Genomic DNA, 17,605 nt, shown 5'->3' with positions numbered 1-17,605 from the left:
TGGGGCCAGATGTCGTCCTGGCGGATGGTGACGCGGCCCCCTCCGCGCCCTCATGATGGAACACAGGACGCCTTCCCGCCGTCGGCGGGGCGTCCGAGGGGCCGGCCACCGGTTTCGAGGAGGAAGTCGCCATCTGAACGTCTCCTACGACTGAGCGGCGCCCGTCCTGGGCGGCCCCTGGTCCGCTTCCGTACTGCCGGAGGACGGAGCGGGCGCGGCCGTGAGACGGAGCTTGGACTGGCCGTGGCCGGTCAGTTCCCAGTCGTCCATGAAGCGCGCCCGCAGACCGTGGCGGTCGGCCAGCGCGGTGAGGGTCTCGGTGCGGTAGCAGAAGTCCTCGCGCAGCACATGGTGCTCGGCACCGAGTGTGCGGTCGAACGTGAAGTCGAAGAACCCGCCGGGGGCCAGCACACGGCCCACATGGGCCAGGCACTCGTCGATGACGTGCAGGGGGGAGTGCGAGAAGACGCTGTGCGCGTGGACGACGTCGAAATATGCGTCGGGCAGGAAGTCCAGCGTGAGGTCCTGGACGAGGGTCAGGTGGGGCAGCTTGGTCTGCAGACCCTGCGTGGTGAGGGTGCGCTTCGCGGAGACGAGTACGTCGGGGGAGATGTCGATGCCGTAGTAGTGGCCGGGCGCGAGGTGGTCGATGAAGCGCCAGCCGGCCCGCAGGTTGCCGCAGCCGATGTCCAGCATGCGATGGCCGGGCCGCAGTCCGTGCGTGCGCAGATAGTCGAACTGGAGCGCGCCCAGTTGCAGCCATCCCTCGTGGGTGGAGCTGCCCACGGCGGCCTCGGGGCTGCGCCGGGTGTCGGAGGCCATGACCGCCCGGTAGTAGCTGACGTGGTCACGGTGCTTGAACGTCAGCCAGCGGTCCCGGCCGGCGCGCTTGAGGTGCGCCGGGATGCGGTGCGGGTGGGCGAGGGCGTACCGGGCCTTGTGGGCGAGCGCGGTGCGGTCGGCGACGAGGTTCTTCCTGCTGGCCATGCGGGCTCCGTCTCCGTTCCGGCAGCCGGTGCCCGCACCGGGCGAGCGGTGGGGGCACCGGAGCGGGGCGTGCAAGGTGGGTCGCGGCGGGTCGGAGCGCGGGCCGCCACCCCGGTGTCCTGGGACGGCCGGAAGGGGGACCGCGCTCACCGCCAGTGTCGGCCGGAGCGCGGGAGGGCGGATCAGCGGACTGCGCCGGACGGACCCTCCGCCTCACCCGTGCGAGCGGCTGCCCCCGCCGTATCGCCGGGCTGTGCGGGCCCCGGGCAGGCGCCGTCGGGGTGGAGCCGGGTCACGGACGCGGCGGCCTCGGCCAGCGCGTCCCCGATGAGCGGCGGGTCGGGGCAGGGCGCCCTGGGTGAGGACCCCGTGCAGCACGCCGAGCTGCCGGGCGCTCAGGTCGTCGCGGAAGACGCCCTCCCGCCGTCCGCGCCGCGCCAGGTCGACCAGGGTCCCCGACACCGCCGGTCCGCGTTCGCCCGGTCCCCCCGCGGGCCCGGTGGCCACCGGCGTCCAGCAGGCGCGGCGCGTGAGGCAGGCCACCGCATCCGGGCGCGGCGAAGGCGCTGGGCCGTCAGGTGCGCGGCTTCGACGAGGAGACCTGGGCCCGGGAGCGGTACGGCATCGTCGTCGCCGCGAACACGGCGAAGTTCGGACAGGACCCGCAACTGGCCGGCTTCCTCGCCGGCACGGCGGGGCGGGTGCTGGTCGAGGCCGGCCCGCTGGACCGCGTGTGGGGCAGCGGACTGGCGGCCGACGACGCCCGCGCCGCCGACCCCACCCGCTGGCCCGGCACCGACCTCCTCGGCTTCGCCCTCATGGAGACCCGGCAGAACCTCACCACCGCCGAGTGACCGCTGCGCCGCCCGACGCCGCGCGCTGTGCCGTGTCCGGTGCCGTGCCCGGCGTGGCCGATGACGTCGCTCAGCCGGGCGCACCCGGCGCCGCGGCGCGTGCGGCCGGCTCCCTCAGCAGGGCGGCGGCCCGGGTGACCGTGGTCTCGACGACCTGCGCCACGCTCGGCAGGTCGTCGATGAGCCCGGCGACCTGCCCGGCGGACATCACGCCCGCGTCGGTGCGGCCCTCCACCATGGCGGCCCTCAGCAGCATCGGGGTGCTGGCGGCGAGCAGCGTCTGACCGAGGGTGAGGTCCTTGCCGTGGCGCAGGGCGCGGCCGTCGCGCAGCATCGCCGCCCACGACATGCCGGAGTGCTTCTTGAAGGCGGCCGCGTGCCGCAGCGCCCGCAGCAGGGAGGCGGCCCGGCCGGCGGACTCCAGCGCCGCCACCATCTCGCTGCGCAGCATCCGGTGCGGCAATCCGTCCACCTTCGTGGTGACGGTGACATCGGTGACCTTCGCCGCCAGGTAGCGGGCTTTGACCGCGTCGGGCACCGTCGACTCGCGGGTGAGCAGGAACCGGGTGCCCATGGCCGCGCCGGCCGCGCCGTAGCACAGGGCCGCGGCCAGTCCGCGTCCGTCGTGGAAGCCGCCCGCGCCGACGACGGGGATGTCCACGGCGTCCACCACCTGCGGCAGCAGCACCGAGGTGGCGACCTGCCCGGTGTGCCCGCCGCCCTCGCCGCCCTGGACGAGCACCGCGTCCGCGCCCCACGCGGCGACCTTCTCGGCGTGCCGGACGGCGCCGACGGAAGGGATGACGACGACGCCCGCGTCCTTGAGCCGGCCGACCAGCTCGCGGGAGGGCGCCAGCGCGAACGAGGCGACGCGCACGCCCTCCTCGGCGATCAGCCGCACCCGTGCGGCGGCGTCACCGGCGTCGGCCCGCAGATTGACGCCGAAGGGGGCCGCGGTGCGGGACTTCACCTCGCGTACCGCGTCGCGGAGTTGGGGCAGTGTCATCGTCGCGGAGGCCAGGACGCCCAGGGCGCCGGCCTCGGCCGTGGCGGAGACCAGCCGCGGCCCTGCCACCCAGCCCATGCCGGTCTGCACGAGCGGATGCCGGACCCCGACCAGGGAGGTGAGCGGGGTGCTGAGCGGGGGCGGCGGGGCCGGTGGCACGGGCGCCGCTGCGGTGTTCACCCGCGCACCTCCCTGTCCCGGGCGGAGCGCGGATCCAGCACGTCGCGGATCAGCCGCAGTTCCTCGGCGGTCGGCTCCGGGGTGACGGGCACCTCGGCGGGGATCTCCAGCGCGAACCCGGTGCGCGCGGTCACGTCCGCGACGCCGACGCCGGGGTGCACGCTCGCGAGCCGCATCCGGTGGTCGGGCGTCGCGAAGTCCAGCACCGCCAGGTCCGTCACGACGCGGCGCAGCCCGTGGAAGCGGGTGGCCGCCCGGCCCGCCTCGGCCGCCCGGTCGTAGCCCACGCCGCTGACCGTGTCCACGGCCTCCACGAACACCCGCGTCGAGTGGCGGGGCACCCAGTAGGAGACCGGGTGGTTGACGGTGTTGGACGGTGCCCCGCGTGCGCCGAGCAACTGCCGTGCGGGGCGGGCCCAGTCGCCGATGCAGGAGATGTTCTGGTTGCCGTACCGGTCCAGTTGACTGGCTCCCATCATCATGTGCCGCTTGCCGCGCGCGGCCAGGGAGAGGTGCCTGCGGTAGGGGAGCCAGCCCTCCACGTGGCCGCTCTCGTGCGGCCCGGCCAGCAGCATGGCCTCGCCGTCGGTGAGCAGCAGTTCGGGGCCGAACGTCAGGCGCGCCAGGCGGGCGCCGAGGGCGGGGACGGTACCGGCGGTGGCGGCGAGGACTTCGCCGTCGCCGCGCCAGGCCTCGGCACAGGCGACGACGCAGACCTCGGCGCGGGTGGGGGCGCCGGACGCGCAGGCGTCGGCGGTGGTCGCTGAAGCGGTCACTTCGTCCGGTCCTTCCGTGCGGCGCGCGGGGAGCCGTCCTCGTGCGCGAGGGCGTCGACGGCCCGCTGGTAGTCGTCCTCGTCCCCGGCCAGGAAGCGCCTGTGGAATCCGCGCCAGGCCGCCGCGTCCTGCGCGGCCTGCGCGTACGCGCGCTGGAACTCCTCGTCGCGGCCGTGGTCGGGGGCGCAGCTGGTGAAGTGCGCCCCGCGCGGGGTGTGCAGCACGCCGGTGACGTTCTGCCGCTGCACCAGCAGCGTCTGCGGCGGCCCCTCGAACCGCTCCACCAGCCGCTCGCAGGACAGGTAGGCGGTCTCCGCGGCCTCGGTGAACAGGTCGTCGAAGAAGGGGTCGGGCCCCAGCACCTGCCCGTTGCCGCGCGTGTCCGCACGGTTGACGTGGACGAGCGCCACGTCCATCCGCAGCGCCGGCGCCGCGATCAGCTCCTCGCCGTCCTCGTAGGGGGAGGTGACGGTGCGCAGCCGGGGGTTGTTGCGCGGCACGTCGGAGCCCAGGCCGCCACGTACGGGCAGGAACGGCACCCGGTGCGCGGCTGCCGTCAGTCCCCACAGGAACATCGACTCGTCCCACTCCTCGAACGTGAGGGCCCCGCTCTCGCGTGCCGCGCGGAAGTGCGGCTCCAGCGGCACCGAGTCCAGGGTGACGAACGGCGCCACCAGGGTGCTGATCCGCCCGGCCGCGGCGAGCAGCCCCACATCGGGTCCTCCGCAGGAGACGACGGTCAGATCCTTCACGCCGGTGCGCAGCAGCGCCCGCACCAGCGCCATCGGTTTGCGGCGCGAGCCCCAGCCGCCGATGCCGACGGTCATGCCGGACTCGATGCGGCCGGCGAACTCCTCCGGCGTCACCTGCTTGTCCCCGCTCACCAGGTCACCGTCCCTTTCGCGCCTGTGCCTGCGCGTCGACGAAGGAGTCCCGGTGCCGGTCGGCGGCACCGGAGAGGTGGGCCTCGAAGGTGAAGCCCTGTTCGTAGCGGTAGCTGCGGCGCACGTCGACGGGGTCGATCCCGTTGAGGGCCTCCTTGGCCAGGCGCAGCAGGTAGCCGTCCTTGGCGGCGATCTGGCCCGCCAGCTCCAGCGCGGTCTCCAGCACCGTCGCCGCGCCCTCGGCCAGCGCCCAGACGGCCCCGTGGTGGTGCAGTTCGCGGGCGGTGAGGGTGCGGCCCGTGTAGTAGAGGGTGCGCATCAGGTGGGGCGGCAGCATGCGGGCCAGGTGGGTGGCCGCGCCCAGGGCGCCCCGGTCGAGTTCGGGCAGGCCGAAGGTGGCGTCCTCGCTCGCCACGACGGCGTCCGCGTTGCCCACCAGGCCGATGCCGCCGCCCAGGCAGTGGCCGTGCACGGCCGCGACGACGGGGACCTCGCACTCGTGAACCGCCGCGAACGCGGCCGCGCAGCCGCGGTTGGCGCCGATGAGGACCGTGTTTCTTCCGGTCCCCTCGGCGCGCTGCATCTCCTTGATGTCGACGCCCGCGTTGAAGCCGCGGCCGCCGGCGGCCAGCACGACGGCGCGGGTGGTCCCGTCCCGGCCCGCCGCTGTGACGGCCTCGGCCAGTTCGTACCAGGCCCGCACCGGGAGGGCGTTGACCGGCGGATGGTCGACGGTCACCACGGCGATGCCGTCGCGTGGTGAGGAGGTGGAGACAGTCATGAGCGGATCAGCTACCTTTCCACCTAACGTTTGTTTGGTGAGAAGCTAGCAGTGTGTCCGCGCACTGCGGAAGAGCACGGTCCCGCCCCGCCCCCACCCCGGCCCGATCGAAGGAGCACCATGACCGTTGCACTCGTCACCGGCGGGACCCGCGGGGTGGGTGCGGGCATCGCCCGCGCGTTCCTCCGCGACGGCGCGCACGTCGTCGTCTGCGCCCGCCGCCCGCCCGCCGGCCCCCTCACCACAGGGGGGCGCGAGGCCCGTTACCTGCCCCTCGACGTGCGCGATCCACAGGCCGCCGAGGCGCTCTGCCGGCGCGTGGCGGCCGACCACGGCTCCCTCGACGTCCTGGTCAACAACGCGGGCGGCACCCCCTTCCGGCCGCTGGCCCGGTCCGCCGCCGACCGGCACGCCCGCGTGATCGAGCTGAACCTTCTCGCGCCCCTCCACCTCTCCCGCGCCGCCCACGCCCTGATGCGGCAGCAGCCCGGCGGCGGCGCGGTCGTCATGATCGGCAGCGTCAGCGGGGGACGGCCCTCGCCGGGCACCGCGGCCTACGGGGCGGCGAAGGCGGGCCTGGAGAACCTGGCGCGCTCCATGGCCGTGGAGTGGGCCGCGGACGGGGTGCGGGTCAACACCGTTGTCGTGGGCTTGGCCCGCACCGAACAGACGGAAGTCCACTACGGCGACGCGGCGGGCGTCGCCGCCGTCTCGGCCACCGTGCCCCTGGGCCGGCTCGCCGAGCCCGACGAGGTCGGGGACGCGTGCGTGTTCCTCGCCTCCGACGCGGCCCGCTACATCTCCGGCGCCTCGCTCGCCGTGCACGGCGGCGGGGAACGCCCCGCCTTCCTGGACGCGGCCACCGTCGACAACCCCTGACCCGCAGCCCGTACGCCACCCACCGGAGGACGCCATGGCACCGCAGCACACATCCGCACCCGGCCTGGCCGAGGGCCGGGTCGTCGTCGTCACCGGCGCGGGCCGGGGCCTGGGCCGCGCACACGCCCTGGCGTTCGCCCGCGCGGGTGCCCGCGTCGTCGTCAACGACCTGGGTGTCGGCCTGGACGGCGCCACCGGCGCGGACACCCCCGCCGAGCAGGTGGCGGCCGAGATCCGGGCGGCCGGCGGCGAGGCGGCCGTCAGCACCGACGACGTCGCCGACAGCGCGGGCGCGGCGCGGCTGATCGGTACCGCGCTGGAGGCGTTCGGCCGCCTCGACACCCTCGTCAACAACGCCGGCTTCCTGCGCGACCGGATGCTGGTCAACCTCGCGGAGGACGACTGGGACGCGGTCGTCCGCGTCCACCTCAAGGGCCACTTCCTGACGATGCGGCACGCGGGCGTGCACTGGCGCGCCGAGTCCAAGGCGGGCCGCACGCCCGAGGCGGCCCGCATCGTCAACACCTCTTCAGGCGCCGGTCTGCTGGGCGCCGTCGGACAGGGCAACTACGCGGCGGCCAAGGCGGGCATCGCCGCCCTGACGCAGGTCGCCGCGGCGGAGTTCGGCCGCTACGGCGTCCAGGTCAACGCCATCGCCCCGGCGGCCCGCACCCGCATGACCGAGCACACCTTCGCCCAGGACATGGCCGCGCCCACCGACGGCGGCTTCGACGCGATGGCCCCCGAGAACGTCTCCCCCCTCGTCGTCTACCTCGGCTCGGCCGCCTGCGCCGGGATCACCGGTCGCGTCTTCGAGGCCGAGGGCGGCCGCGTCACCGTCATGGACGGCTGGCGCCGCACCACCCACGCCGACCACCCCACCCGCTGGAACCCCGCCGACCTGGACACCCCCGTCCGCGACCTGCTGGCACGGGCCCCCGCCCCGCAACCGGTGTACGGGGCGCGGTAGCCGCCGGGGCCGGGCCGGGTGACGCCGTTCGGCCCGGGCAGCGCTGCCCCGATCTGATCTGCCCGAGCCCCCCTCGGTTCCGAGTTGGACACCGCCGCGTTCCGGCCGCCCCTCGCCACTCCGCTCCCGGCCGGTGAGACACCTCGCTGACCAGTGGGGTGCCGCGCTCGTACGTGCGCGGCACCGAGGCTGTCGCCCCGCGCGGAGAGTGCCGTGAGTGGCGCGGGTGCGGTGGACGAGGGGGCGGCCGCGCGCCGGCGTCCCTGCGGGCAGGAGGTGGGCAAGGAACCCCTCGCGCACGTGCGGACCGGCCGGGCTGCCGGCGAGGTGGACGCCGCCTGGCGGCAGATCGGACGGAACGCCGCCGAGATGCATGGCGCGCCGTCCGTGGCGCTCGGCTGCCCATGGAGCTGCGGCTCCGCGTCCGCGCGACCAGGTGTTCGGTACCGGACGCGCGGTGCGGGCGCGCGACTCGACGGTGGAGAACGCCGCGGCGACGCCATGCGTCCCGGCCATGTGAAGCAGCGCCTCTGGCGGGACGTGCACACCGGCCGCAGCCACGTCGCCGACGATCCCGAGGGCGCTTCGGCTTTCGCCGTGCGCGGCGCCCTGGGGGCTGTCGGTGCAGGACCCCATGATCCGAGCCCGGCGAGGGATCAGGCCGGTTCGGGCACCCGCCGCACCTGCGCGGTGCCGCTGGTCAGCAGGTCCTCGTGGCGGACGGCGAAGTCCCCGTTGCGCAGCAGCCCGCCGTAGTGCTGCCCGACCACCTGGCCGGGCAGGAAGGCCCGCAGCCGCTCCGGGATGTCCGGGTCGTGCTGCACGGGCTCCCCCCACAGGTGGGGCGCCTCGTCACTGCCGAAGAGCACCCAGTGGTCGACGGGTACCGAGCCCACCATGCCCGGGGGGCGCCCGGTGTGGGCGTCCAGGGCGGGGGCCGTCAGCACCTCGGGGTCCAGCGGCGTGTACCACAGCAGCAGCGGTTCGGCCCGCGCCGCCTCGGCGTTGTCGAAGCAGCACACGGCCATCGCGTGGCCGGGGTAGCGCTCGGCGTAGAAGCGCATCAGGCCGGGGTCGAGCGGGGGCCGCTTGTGCGCGGGCACCCGGCCGAGGGCGTGCGGCAGCGCGGTGGGGTCGGCGGCCGGCAGCACGGTGTGGATGTCGTGCTCGAAGACCTCGACCCGCGCCGCCTCGTCGCCCATCCAGTCCATCACGGCCGGGCCGCCCGCCACCGCGACGGGCCTCGGGCGGACGGCGGCCACCATCCGCTCCAGTACGTCGGTGGTGCGCCCCACATAAAGGAAGTTGTCCTGTGTCACGCCGCGCGCCGGCAGGTGCAGCAGCATCGCGTTGGGCCCCTGGGCGCGGTTGGCGGCGATGTTCTGGTAGCCGAGTACGTGGACGAGCCCGTGCTCGGCGTGGTGGCGGCGCCCCACGTACAAGGTGGTGCCGGAGAACTCGGCCGGGCCCGGGGACACGCACATGTGGTTGCCCGCCTCATGCCACTCGTGGAGTCGCCGTCGGCCCGGCAGCGGGCCGGCGCGCCGGTCGCCTGTGACCGTACCGAAGGACGGGCGGGCCGCGCGCGCCGCCTCCGCTCAGCCCACGGCCTCCTCCGCGAGCCCGAAGGACAGCGTCATCCCGGCGCCGCCGACGCCGTTGACCACGGTCACCCCGGGCTCCGGGTGACGACGAGCTCGGTGCGGCCGTCCCGCAGCGAGGGACAGCAGCCCTCCCACCGCTCCGTCACCGCGGTGGAGGGCAGGGCCGCGAACCCCGACAGGCAGCGCAGCACCGCCTCGTTGGTGGACTCGTCCTGGAAGGGGGTGCGGGTCATGGCGTAGCTGTGGCGGTCCCCGAGGGTCAGCCGCCCGTCCGCGGTCCGGGACAGCAGGACGTGGATGCCCTTGGGCCCGCTCGAACGGCAGCTCGGCATCGAGCCGGGCGGCAGGCTGCCGGGTGGCGGCCGGCCCGTCGAACGCGGCGTAGTGCAGCAGGGTCGGCCCGCCGCACAGCATCGGCCCCAACTGCCGGCCGCCGGGCTGCACTCGGGTACGCATCAGCTGGAGCTTGCAGCGGACCAGCCCGCTGTCGGCGAAGACCTGCGGGTAGAGCGTCGCGAAGTCGTTGCCGCTGCACACGTACACCCGCTCGGCCCGCCACCTGCCCTCGGTGGTGTCGGTGTGCGGCATGTCGATGCCGCACACCGACGTGCCGAACCGCACCTGGACGCCCCACTCCTCGGCCAGGTACCCGGCCCCCGTGGGGATCGCCGCCCGCGGGTCGACGTCGACCTCGGTGGGGCTCCACATCGCAGCAGGATCGTGTAACGGGCGGGCTTCAGCAGGAAGTAGGCGGCGGTCAGGGTGGGCACCCTCGGGTCCCGCAGCGTCTGCCGGTAGAGGGCGAGCCCGCCCCGAGGCGACGGCCCGGCCACCGAGCGCGCGGTCGCCTCCGGCGTGCTGTCCTCCCCGGACGGCCGCGGGTGCGGCGCCTCGCCCGCCTGCGAGCTGTCCTGCCCCCTCGCGGCCCTGCCGTGCGCCGCAGCCGCGCAGGTGGTGTCCGGCGGGGGCAGGCCCACGTCCTCGGTGAGCGCGTTGTACGCCCCGGTCAGCGCGGGGAACGCCGGGCCGCTGTCGCCCCGGGGCCGCGCTGGTGTTCACGGGTAGCACCGGCCGTGAGGCCCTCAGAACCACCGGAAGCGCTGTACCGCCCATAGCCACGAGCGCCCCGGCCCGACCCCTCCCGGCCGGCGCGTTTCCCCGGTACGCTCGCTGCGCCGCCGGGCGTTCGGGGAAGGCTGCGGAACTCGGCCTCCACCGACTGTGGATCTTCATGAAGGCCGTCGAGCACCAGGGCTTCCCGGCGGCGGCGCGCGAGCTGTACATGAGCCGGCCGTCCGTCTCCAACCAGGTACGGCGGCTCGAACAGTCCCCGCACGTCCCGCTGATCGACCGCTCCGGGGTGCGGGCCACCCCCACCGCCGAGGGCGAGGTGCTGGCCGCGTACGGCAAGCGGGTCTTCCTGCTCGCCGATGAGGCCGTCGCCGCGGTACGCCAGGTCAGCGGCCTGGTGACCGGGCGGCTGCTGGTCGGCGGCTCCACCACGGTCGGTACCTGCCTGCTGCCCGCGCTGACGGCCCGGTACCGAGCCGTCCATCCGGGCATCGAGTGCGACATCTACGTCGGCAACAACGAGGCGGTCCAGGAGCGGCTGCTCAGCGGGGAGATCGGCCTCGCGGTGGTCGCCGGGGTGCCGCACGCCGCGCAGTTGGCGGCCCAGCCGGTGCTGGACGAGCGGCTGGTGCTGATCGCCCCGCCCGGCCACCCGCTGACCGCCGGGCGCGCACCGGTCGCCCCCGGACAGCTGTCGCGCCGGCGTCTCCTGCTGCGCGAGCCCGGTTCGCAGACGCGCGAGCTGCAGGAACAGGACCTCGACGAGTGGGGGCTCGCCGAGGCCCCCGCGGGGGCGTGTGGGGCCCGGAGGCGGTCGAACAGTGCGTGGCCGCGGGGCTGGGGCTCGCCCTGATCTCCGAGCACGCGGTGGAGCATGTCGTGCGGGGCGGCAGGCTCGCCGTCGTACCGGTACGTCCGGCGCCCAGTGCGCGCCCCGTCAGCCTGGTCCGCCGCCGGGACCGGCTGCTGTCCCCGGCCGAGCGGGCCTTCGCCGGCCTGCTGCGCGCCCAGCACGACTGGCCGCACGAGGGCCCGCAGCGGGCGGCGGGGGAGCGGCCGCGCAGGAGGCGGCGGGGGAGTGGCCGCACGAGGGCCCGCACCCGAACACGCCCGACGAGGACCACGCGTGGCCGGGCGCGTGGTCAGCGGACCGGCCGCCCGGCGACCGTGGCGACCCGGGGGTCCGGGCGGCGACGGGCCGTCCCCGTCCCGCGTCGCCGCCTGCCGTGCCCCGCGCGGCTGGGGCGTGGCCCCGCGCGGCCTCAGAGACGTTCGATGATGGTGACGTTGGCCTGACCGCCGCCCTCGCACATGGTCTGGAGCCCCCAGCGGCCGCCGGTGCGCTCCAACTCGTGCAGCAAGGTGGTCATCAGTTTGGTGCCGGTGGCACCGAGGGGGTGGCCCAGGGCGATGGCGCCGCCGTTGACGTTGACCTTGTCGGGGTCGCAGCCGGTCTCCCGCAGCCAGGCCAGTACGACGGAGGCGAACGCCTCGTTGATCTCCACCAGATCGATGTCGTCCAGCGTCATCCCGGCCCGCTTGAGGGCGTGTGCGGTGGCCGGGACGGGAGCGGAGAGCATACGGATCGGGTCCTCGCCGCGCGCCGAGAGGTGGTGCACACGGGCGCGCGGGGTGAGGCGGTGGACGCGCAGGGCCTCCTCGGAGGCCAGCAGCACCGCCGAGGAGGCGTCGGAGATCTGCGAGGAGACGGCCGCCGTGAGCCGGCCGCCCTCGGTGAGCGGGTCCAGACCGGCCATCTTCTCCAGGGTGGTGCCGCGCCGCGGGCCCTCGTCCACCGCGTGCGCGCCCAGCGGTGCGATCTCCCGCTCGAAGCGGCCCTCGTCCTGCGCCTGGAGTGCGCGCTGGTGCGAGCGCAGCGCCCAGCGCTCCATCTCCTCGCGGCTGATGTCCCACTGCCGCGCGATGAGTTCGGCGCCGTGGAACTGGTCGACCGGGGCGTCGCCGTAGCGGGCCCGCCAGCCGGTGGAGCCGTGGTAGGGGCCGTCGGTCAGGCCGAGGGGTTCCGCGGCCTGCCGGGAGGCGAAGGCGATGGGGACCTGCGACATGTTCTGCACGCCGCCCGCGACGACCAGGTCGGCGGTGCCGGACATGACGGCCTGGGCGGCGAAGTGCAGGGCCTGCTGGGAGGAACCGCACTGCCGGTCGACGGTGACGCCGGGCACCGACTCGGGCAGGTCCGCGGCCAGCCACGCCGTGCGGGCGATGTCCCCGGCCTGCGGTCCGACGGTGTCCAGACAGCCGAGGACCACGTCCTCGACCGCCTCCGGATCCACCCCGACCCGCTCGACCAGCGCGCGCAGCGCGTGCGCCCCCAGGTCGGCCGGGTGGACGCCGGCCAGCGCGCCGCCGCGCTTGCCGACGGGGGAGCGGACGGCTCCGACCAGGTACGCCTCGCCGCGGGACATCGCGTTCACTCTCCTCGTGTCGGGGGCCACCGCACCTGCCGGCGTCAGGTGGCGATTCCGTCGAGCACCATCGACGTGTACTGCTCGGCGATCTGCGCCGCGCTCCTGCGTCCCTCGGGCCGGAACCAGACGGCGGCCACCCACACGGTGTCGCGCACGAACCGGTAGGCGACGGGCACATCCAGGCCGGGCCGGAAGCTGCCGTCGGCCACCCCGCGCTCCAGCGTGGCGGTCCACAGCTTCTGGAACCGCTCCTGGGACTCGGCCAGGTACCGGAAGCGCTTCTGCGCGGAGAGCCGGCGGGCTTCCTTCTGGTAGATGACGACGGCGGGGCGGTGCCGCTCCATCTGCCGGAACGACTCGGTCACCAGCCCTGCGAACGTCTCGCGCGGTCCTGCTCCGGCCTCCTCGATCCGCTGGTAGCCCGCCCACAGGTCGGTGAGGAAGGCGCTGAGGATCTCGTCGGCCATCGACTCCTTGGAGTCGAAGTGGTAATAGAGGCTGCCGGCGAGCATCCCGGCGCGGTCCGCGATGGTGCGGACGGTCGTGGCGTTGTACCCGAGCTCCGCGAACACCTCGGCCGCGGTCGCCAGCAGTTCGGCCCGGCGCTCGGCGCCCTGGGGGGTCTTCTTCGGCGTCACCATGCCTCCATTGTCCGCCGCGGCGCGTACGGGCTGGTCGCAGCGGTCGCCCGGCAGCGCGCCGGTCAGGGGTGCCGGCTGCTGACCGCGACCGCCTCGCCCGTCATGTACGAGGAGTAGTCGCTCGCCAGGAAGACGATCACGTTGGCGACCTCCCACGGCTCGGCGTACCGGCCGAACGCCTCCTGGGAGGTCAGCTCCGTCAGCAGTCTTGGGGTGGTGACCTTCACCAGGTTGGGGTGCATGGCCAGGGAGGGGGCCACGGCGTTGATCCGTACGCCGTGGTCGGCCGCCTCCAGCGCGGCGCAGCGGGTCAGCGCCATGACCCCGGCCTTGGCGGCGGCGTAGTGGGCCTGGCCGCGCTGGGCGCGCCAGCCGGCCACCGAGGCGTTGTTGACGATGACGCCGCCGCCGGGCTGGTCCCGCATGGCGCGCAGGGCGGCGCGGGTGCAGCGGAAGGTGCCGTTCAAGGTGGTGTCCAGGACGCGGGTCCACTGCTCGTCGGTCATCTCCACCAGCTCGGCGGTGCCGCCCAGGCCCGCGTTGTTGACGAGCACGTCGATGCGGCCGTGCCGTTCGGTGCAGGCCCCCAGCAGGGCGGCCACCTCGTCCTCGTCGGTGACGTCGCAGCGCACCGCGTGCACCCGCTCGGCGCCGAACTCCTCGGCGAGGGCCTCGGCGCTCTCCCCGAGGCGGCGTGCGTGGGTGTCGCCGACGACCACGCCCTCGGCGCCCTCCGCCAGGACCCGGCGGGCCGTCGCCCCGCCGATGCCGCTGCCGGCGGCCGCGGTGACGACGACGGTACGCCCGGCCAGCAGCCCGTGCGGGGGCGGGCAGTCGGGCGGGGTGCTGCCGGCTCGGATCACGCGGTGCCCCTCTCCCGGTGCGCCCGGTCCGGCGGTGTGCGGCGATCCGCGGTCGCGGTGCGTGCGGTCCGCACGGCCGGTTCCGCCTGCGGGGCGGGCGGGCTCGACGTGCTGTCGGGGCCACGCTAATCTACCAAACACTTGTTAGGGAAGCCCTCGCCGAGGAAGTACGAGAGCACCGAGGAGAGCCCCCATGCCCGACGACGCCCCCGGGGACGGCCCCGAGAGCCCCGGCGCGGACGGAGTCGTGACGTACGAGCGCACCGGCGCCGTCGCCCGCGTCACCCTCAACCGCCCCGCGTACCGCAACGCCCAGAACTCCGCGATGACCTACGCCCTCGACGCGGCCCTCCTGCGCGCCGCCGACGACGACGAGGTCGGCGCCGTCGTCCTCGCGGGTGCGGGCAAGCACTTCAGCGCCGGACACGACATCGGCACCCCGGAACGCGACGCCCACCTGACCTTCCCCCGCAAGGCCGGACTGTGGTGGGACCACGTCGGCAAGGAGGGCGCCGACTCCCGCTACGCCCGCGAGTCCGAGGTCTACCTGGGCATGTGCCGCCGCTGGCGGGAGCTGCCCAAGCCCGTCGTCTGCGCCGTCCAGGGGGCCTGCGTCGCGGGCGGGCTGATGCTCGCCTGGGTGTGCGACCTCGTCGTCGCCGCGGAGGACGCCTTCTTCGCCGATCCGGTGGTGCGCATGGGCATCCCCGGCGTCGAGTACTTCGCCCACCCGTGGGTGATGGGGCCGCGGATCGCCAAGGAGTTCCTCTACACGGGGGAGCGGATGAGCGCCCGGCGCGCGTACGAGATCGGCATGGTCAACCGCGTCGTGCCCCGCGCCGACCTCGCCGCCGAGGCGGACGCGCTGGCCGCCCGCATCGCCGAGATGCCGCGCTTCGGACTCGCCCTGACCAAGCGCGCCGTCAACCAGGCCGAGGACCTGATGGGTCTGCACAACGGCCTCGACTCCGCCTTCGGGCTGCACCACGTGGCGCACGCGCACAACGCCGAGACCGGCGCCGACGCGCTCGGCGGCATGAACGCCCGCTCGATGCGCGACGCGGGGCGGCGCGCAGCCGAGAGCCGGGACGGAGCCTGAGCATGGACCTGGACCTCACGCAGGGGCAGCAGGCGTTCCGCGCCGAGGCCCGCGCCTGGCTCGCCGCGCACGTGCCCGCCGAGCCGCTGCCCTGTCTGGAGACCGCGGAGGGGTTCGCCGCCCACCGGGCCTGGGAGCGCGAACTGCACGCGGGCGGCTGGTCGGTGGTCTCCTGGCCCCGCGCCTTCGGGGGCCGCGACGCGAGCCTCACCGAGTGGCTGCTCTTCGAGGAGGAGTACTACGCGGCGGGCGCACCCGCACGCGTCAGCCAGAACGGCATCAGCCTGCTGGCCCCTACCCTCCTCGCGCACGGCACCGAGGAGCAACTGGCCCGCGTCCTGCCCGCGATGGCGTCCGGCGCAACGATCTGGGCGCAGGCCTGGTCCGAACCGGAAGCCGGCTCCGACCTGGCCTCGGTGCGCTCCCGCGCCGAGCGCACCGACCGGGACGGCGGCGGCTGGCTGCTGACCGGCCAGAAGACCTGGTCCTCCCGCGCCGCCTTCGCCGACCGCGCCTTCGGCCTCTTCCGCAGCGACCCGCGGGCCGAACGGCACCGTGGGCTGAGCTACCTGATGTTCCCGTTGGACGCCGAGGGCGTCACCGTACGGCCCATCGGACGGCTGGACGGCAAGCCCGCCTTCGCGGAGATCTTCCTGGACCGGGTGTTCGTGCCCGACGCGGATGTCATCGGCGAGGCCGGGCAGGGCTGGCGCGCCGCCATGGCGACCGCCGGTGACGAACGCGGGATCACCCTGCGGTCACCCGGCCGCTTCACGGCCGCCGCCGACAGGCTGCGGCAGCTGTGGCACGAGCGCGCCGACCCGGGCGACACCGCGCTGGGCGCCCGGGTGGCCGACGCCTGGATCCGCGCCCGCGCCTACCAACTCGCCGGGTACGCGGCGGCATCGGCGGCCGACGAGGCGGCGACCACCGACGCGGCACCGGGTGGCGGGCCCCGGCCCCAGGAGGCCGCGATCCCCTCCTCCGTGAACAAGCTCCACTGGTCCCGACTGGACATCGACCTGCACGAGACCGCTCTCGACCTGCTCGGCCCCGGCACCGCCGAGATCACCGAAGGGCTGCCCGCAGCGGCCTGGCTGGAGGGCTGGATCTTCGCGCTGGCCGGCCCCGTCTACGCGGGCACCGACGAGATCCAGCGCGACATCGTCGCCGAGCGCGTGCTCGGCCTGCCGAGGGGACGCTGAGCACCATGCGCTTTCTGCCCGACCGCGACCAGCTCGCCTACGCCGAGGTGCTCCGCCACCTGCTGGCCGACGCCGCCCCGCTCCAGGCCGCCCGCGCCTGGGCCGCCGGTGACCACGAGCCCGGACGCGCCCTGTGGCGCTCCCTCGCCGGGACCGGGCTGCCCGCTCTCGCCGTCCCCGAGGAGGCGGGCGGCCTGGGCTGGTACCCGGCCGAACTGGCCGCCGCGTTCGTCGAGATCGGCCGCGCGGGCGCGGCCGGCCCGCTGGCCGAGTCCGTCGCCGTGACGGCCGCCCTGGTCTCCACTCCGGAGTGGGACGACGCCCTGCTGACCGGCGAGCACCTGGCGACGGTCACCGACCCCGCCTCCGGGTGGGCGGTGGACGCCCACGCCGCGGACGCCGTCTTCGCTTTCGCGGACGGCAGCCTGCACACCGCCGAGCCCGCAGGTGCCCCGCTGCCCTCCGTCGACCCCGCCCGCCACCTGGTGCGCTGCGCCCCGGGAGCGCGCGCGTCGGCCGACACCGGGCGGCTGCGGGCGCTCGCCACCTTGCTGACGGCCGCCCAGGCGCTGGGCACGGGCCAGGCACTGCTGGCGGGCAGCGTCGAGTACGCGGGGCAGCGGCGGCAGTTCGGACGCGCCATCGGATCCTTCCAGGCCGTCAAGCACCAACTGGCGGACACCGCTGTCCTGCTGGAGTTCGCCCGCCCCCTGTTGCAGGGCGCGGCGCTCGCCGTACGTGGTGACGCGGCGGCCGACCCGCGTGACCTGCCCGCAGCCAGGTCGGCCTGCGCCCGCGCGGCCCACCGGGCGGCCCGCACCGCGCTCCAGGTGCACGGCGCCGTGGGCTACACCGACGAGTACGACCTCACCCTGCTGCTGCGCAAGGCCCACGCGCTGCGCACCCACTGGGGCACCGAGGCCGCCTGCCACAGAGCCGTCCTCGCGACCACCCTGCTGCCCGACTGAGCCGCGACCCTCCCGGCCGACGCGCGCTCCTTGCCCGGCCGGTGCGCGCTGTTGCCGGTCGGGCCGCGCGCCTTCCCGGCTGCCGCCCGTCGTCGCCTGGCCCCTCCGGCCGGGGGCGCCCTGCCGCGCCCATGGGTGCGGACGAGCCCGGCGCCCAGGACTGCGGGCGGGCGCTCCAGGGCTCGCCCCGGAACGGCGGGCCGGGCCTCCTCGGCGGCCTGGGGCGGCCGGACCGTCCGCCCCGGCCGCGCGGAACGACTACAGCGCACCTCGCGTCGCTGGTGTCCCGCACCACGGGCGGGGCGGGGCCGCCCGTGCCCCGGAGGCGTCCGTCACCGAGAGGGCCGCCTCCCGCGCCGGCATCCGGGCGGCCGTCTCGCAGAGCCGAAGCACCACCCAGCGGGCCTG

The 17,605-nt window shown here is 75.3% G+C and carries 17 protein-coding genes and 1 pseudogene; 8 read left to right on the top strand and 10 right to left on the bottom strand.

From position 1 onward, the window contains the following. Positions 1 to 144 precede the first annotated feature (144 nt). Positions 145 to 987 carry a class I SAM-dependent methyltransferase gene (locus H297_RS0101975; RefSeq protein WP_027735673.1) on the bottom strand — a complete coding sequence of 281 codons (843 nt, stop codon included), beginning with the start codon at positions 985 to 987 and terminating at the stop codon, positions 145 to 147. Between the two features lie 545 nt (positions 988 to 1,532). Between H297_RS0101975 and ybiA the strand changes: the two are divergent. Next, positions 1,533 to 1,841: pseudogene (gene ybiA / locus H297_RS34000) on the top strand (riboflavin biosynthesis intermediates N-glycosidase); the annotation flags it as partial. Between the two features lie 70 nt (positions 1,842 to 1,911). Here ybiA and H297_RS33995 read toward each other — a convergent pair. From H297_RS33995 to H297_RS0101950, 4 genes are read right to left on the bottom strand one after another with little or no spacing between them, the layout of a single operon-like run. Continuing rightward, on the bottom strand, positions 1,912 to 3,027 hold the full coding sequence (locus H297_RS33995) for an NAD(P)H-dependent flavin oxidoreductase (protein ID WP_486589372.1): 1,116 nt from the start codon (positions 3,025 to 3,027) through the stop codon (positions 1,912 to 1,914). After that, positions 3,024 to 3,803: a CoA-transferase gene (locus H297_RS0101960; RefSeq protein WP_027735672.1), complete on the bottom strand. Its 780-nt coding sequence runs from the start codon at positions 3,801 to 3,803 to the stop codon at positions 3,024 to 3,026. Before H297_RS0101960 ends, H297_RS33995 begins: the two co-directional genes overlap by 4 nt. Beyond that, positions 3,800 to 4,690 (bottom strand): CoA-transferase, encoded by an 891-nt coding sequence (locus H297_RS33990; RefSeq protein ID WP_106959550.1) that lies wholly within the window; start codon positions 4,688 to 4,690, stop codon positions 3,800 to 3,802. Before H297_RS33990 ends, H297_RS0101960 begins: the two co-directional genes overlap by 4 nt. 1 nt (position 4,691) lies before the next feature. Then, entirely contained in the window at positions 4,692 to 5,468 is a 777-nt protein-coding gene (locus H297_RS0101950) for an enoyl-CoA hydratase family protein (protein WP_027735671.1), read from the bottom strand. 120 nt (positions 5,469 to 5,588) lie between these two features. Here H297_RS0101950 and H297_RS0101945 point away from each other — a divergent pair, with 120 nt between their 5' ends. Together H297_RS0101945 and H297_RS0101940 are read left to right on the top strand one after the other, a co-directional pair. Further along, positions 5,589 to 6,347, top strand: a complete 759-nt coding sequence (locus H297_RS0101945; RefSeq protein ID WP_027735670.1) for an SDR family oxidoreductase — start codon at positions 5,589 to 5,591, stop codon at positions 6,345 to 6,347. A 34-nt stretch (positions 6,348 to 6,381) separates the two neighbouring features. Further along, positions 6,382 to 7,317, top strand: a complete 936-nt coding sequence (locus H297_RS0101940; protein WP_027735669.1) for an SDR family oxidoreductase — start codon at positions 6,382 to 6,384, stop codon at positions 7,315 to 7,317. Between the two features lie 656 nt (positions 7,318 to 7,973). Here the strand turns inward: H297_RS0101940 and H297_RS0101935 are convergent. Both H297_RS0101935 and H297_RS43125 read right to left on the bottom strand, forming a co-directional pair. Continuing rightward, the gene (locus H297_RS0101935; protein ID WP_027735668.1) at positions 7,974 to 8,801 is read right to left on the bottom strand and encodes a hypothetical protein; all 828 of its coding nucleotides are present in this window, start codon (positions 8,799 to 8,801) and stop codon (positions 7,974 to 7,976) included. A gap of 114 nt (positions 8,802 to 8,915) precedes the next feature. After that, a complete protein-coding gene (locus H297_RS43125) occupies positions 8,916 to 9,629 on the bottom strand; it encodes a hypothetical protein (RefSeq protein ID WP_051351415.1) in 714 nt (237 codons plus the stop codon). A gap of 523 nt (positions 9,630 to 10,152) precedes the next feature. Between H297_RS43125 and H297_RS43545 the strand changes: the two genes are divergently transcribed. Then, complete coding sequence (locus H297_RS43545) at positions 10,153 to 10,845, top strand: LysR substrate-binding domain-containing protein (RefSeq protein WP_064744771.1); 693 nt, start codon at positions 10,153 to 10,155, stop codon at positions 10,843 to 10,845. Continuing rightward, positions 10,758 to 11,288 carry a LysR substrate-binding domain-containing protein gene (locus tag H297_RS43540; RefSeq protein WP_486589371.1) on the top strand — a complete coding sequence of 177 codons (531 nt, stop codon included), beginning with the start codon at positions 10,758 to 10,760 and terminating at the stop codon, positions 11,286 to 11,288. Before H297_RS43545 ends, H297_RS43540 begins: the two co-directional genes overlap by 88 nt. Here H297_RS43540 and H297_RS0101915 read toward each other — a convergent pair. The 3 genes from H297_RS0101915 to H297_RS0101905 form a co-directional block, all read right to left on the bottom strand. Beyond that, entirely contained in the window at positions 11,255 to 12,418 is a 1,164-nt protein-coding gene (locus tag H297_RS0101915) for an acetyl-CoA C-acetyltransferase (RefSeq protein WP_027735666.1), read from the bottom strand. The two genes, H297_RS43540 and H297_RS0101915, sit on opposite strands and share 34 nt — an antisense overlap. Positions 12,419 to 12,462: 44 nt before the next feature. Continuing rightward, a complete protein-coding gene (locus H297_RS0101910) occupies positions 12,463 to 13,062 on the bottom strand; it encodes a TetR-type transcription factor C-terminal domain-containing protein (RefSeq protein WP_027735665.1) in 600 nt (199 codons plus the stop codon). A 62-nt stretch (positions 13,063 to 13,124) separates the two neighbouring features. Then, positions 13,125 to 13,925, bottom strand: a complete 801-nt coding sequence (locus H297_RS0101905; protein ID WP_051351414.1) for an SDR family oxidoreductase — start codon at positions 13,923 to 13,925, stop codon at positions 13,125 to 13,127. A gap of 193 nt (positions 13,926 to 14,118) precedes the next feature. On the opposite strand from H297_RS0101905, the gene H297_RS0101900 reads away from it, so the two are divergent. Genes H297_RS0101900 through H297_RS0101890 form a run of 3 tightly spaced genes read left to right on the top strand, consistent with a single transcriptional unit; the run spans position 14,119 to position 17,197 of the window. Beyond that, a complete protein-coding gene (locus H297_RS0101900; RefSeq protein WP_051351413.1) occupies positions 14,119 to 15,024 on the top strand; it encodes an enoyl-CoA hydratase in 906 nt (301 codons plus the stop codon). 2 nt (positions 15,025 to 15,026) lie between these two features. After that, positions 15,027 to 16,229 (top strand): acyl-CoA dehydrogenase family protein, encoded by a 1,203-nt coding sequence (locus H297_RS0101895; protein ID WP_027735662.1) that lies wholly within the window; start codon positions 15,027 to 15,029, stop codon positions 16,227 to 16,229. A 5-nt stretch (positions 16,230 to 16,234) separates the two neighbouring features. Beyond that, positions 16,235 to 17,197, top strand: a complete 963-nt coding sequence (locus H297_RS0101890) for an acyl-CoA dehydrogenase family protein (RefSeq protein WP_027735661.1) — start codon at positions 16,235 to 16,237, stop codon at positions 17,195 to 17,197. The last annotated feature ends 408 nt before the right edge of the window (positions 17,198 to 17,605 follow it).

The sequence above is a fragment of the Streptomyces sp. CNT360 genome, from assembly GCF_000424785.1.
Note: the sequence above shows the minus strand (reverse complement) of the source record. Positions and strands in the feature narration are given on the sequence as shown.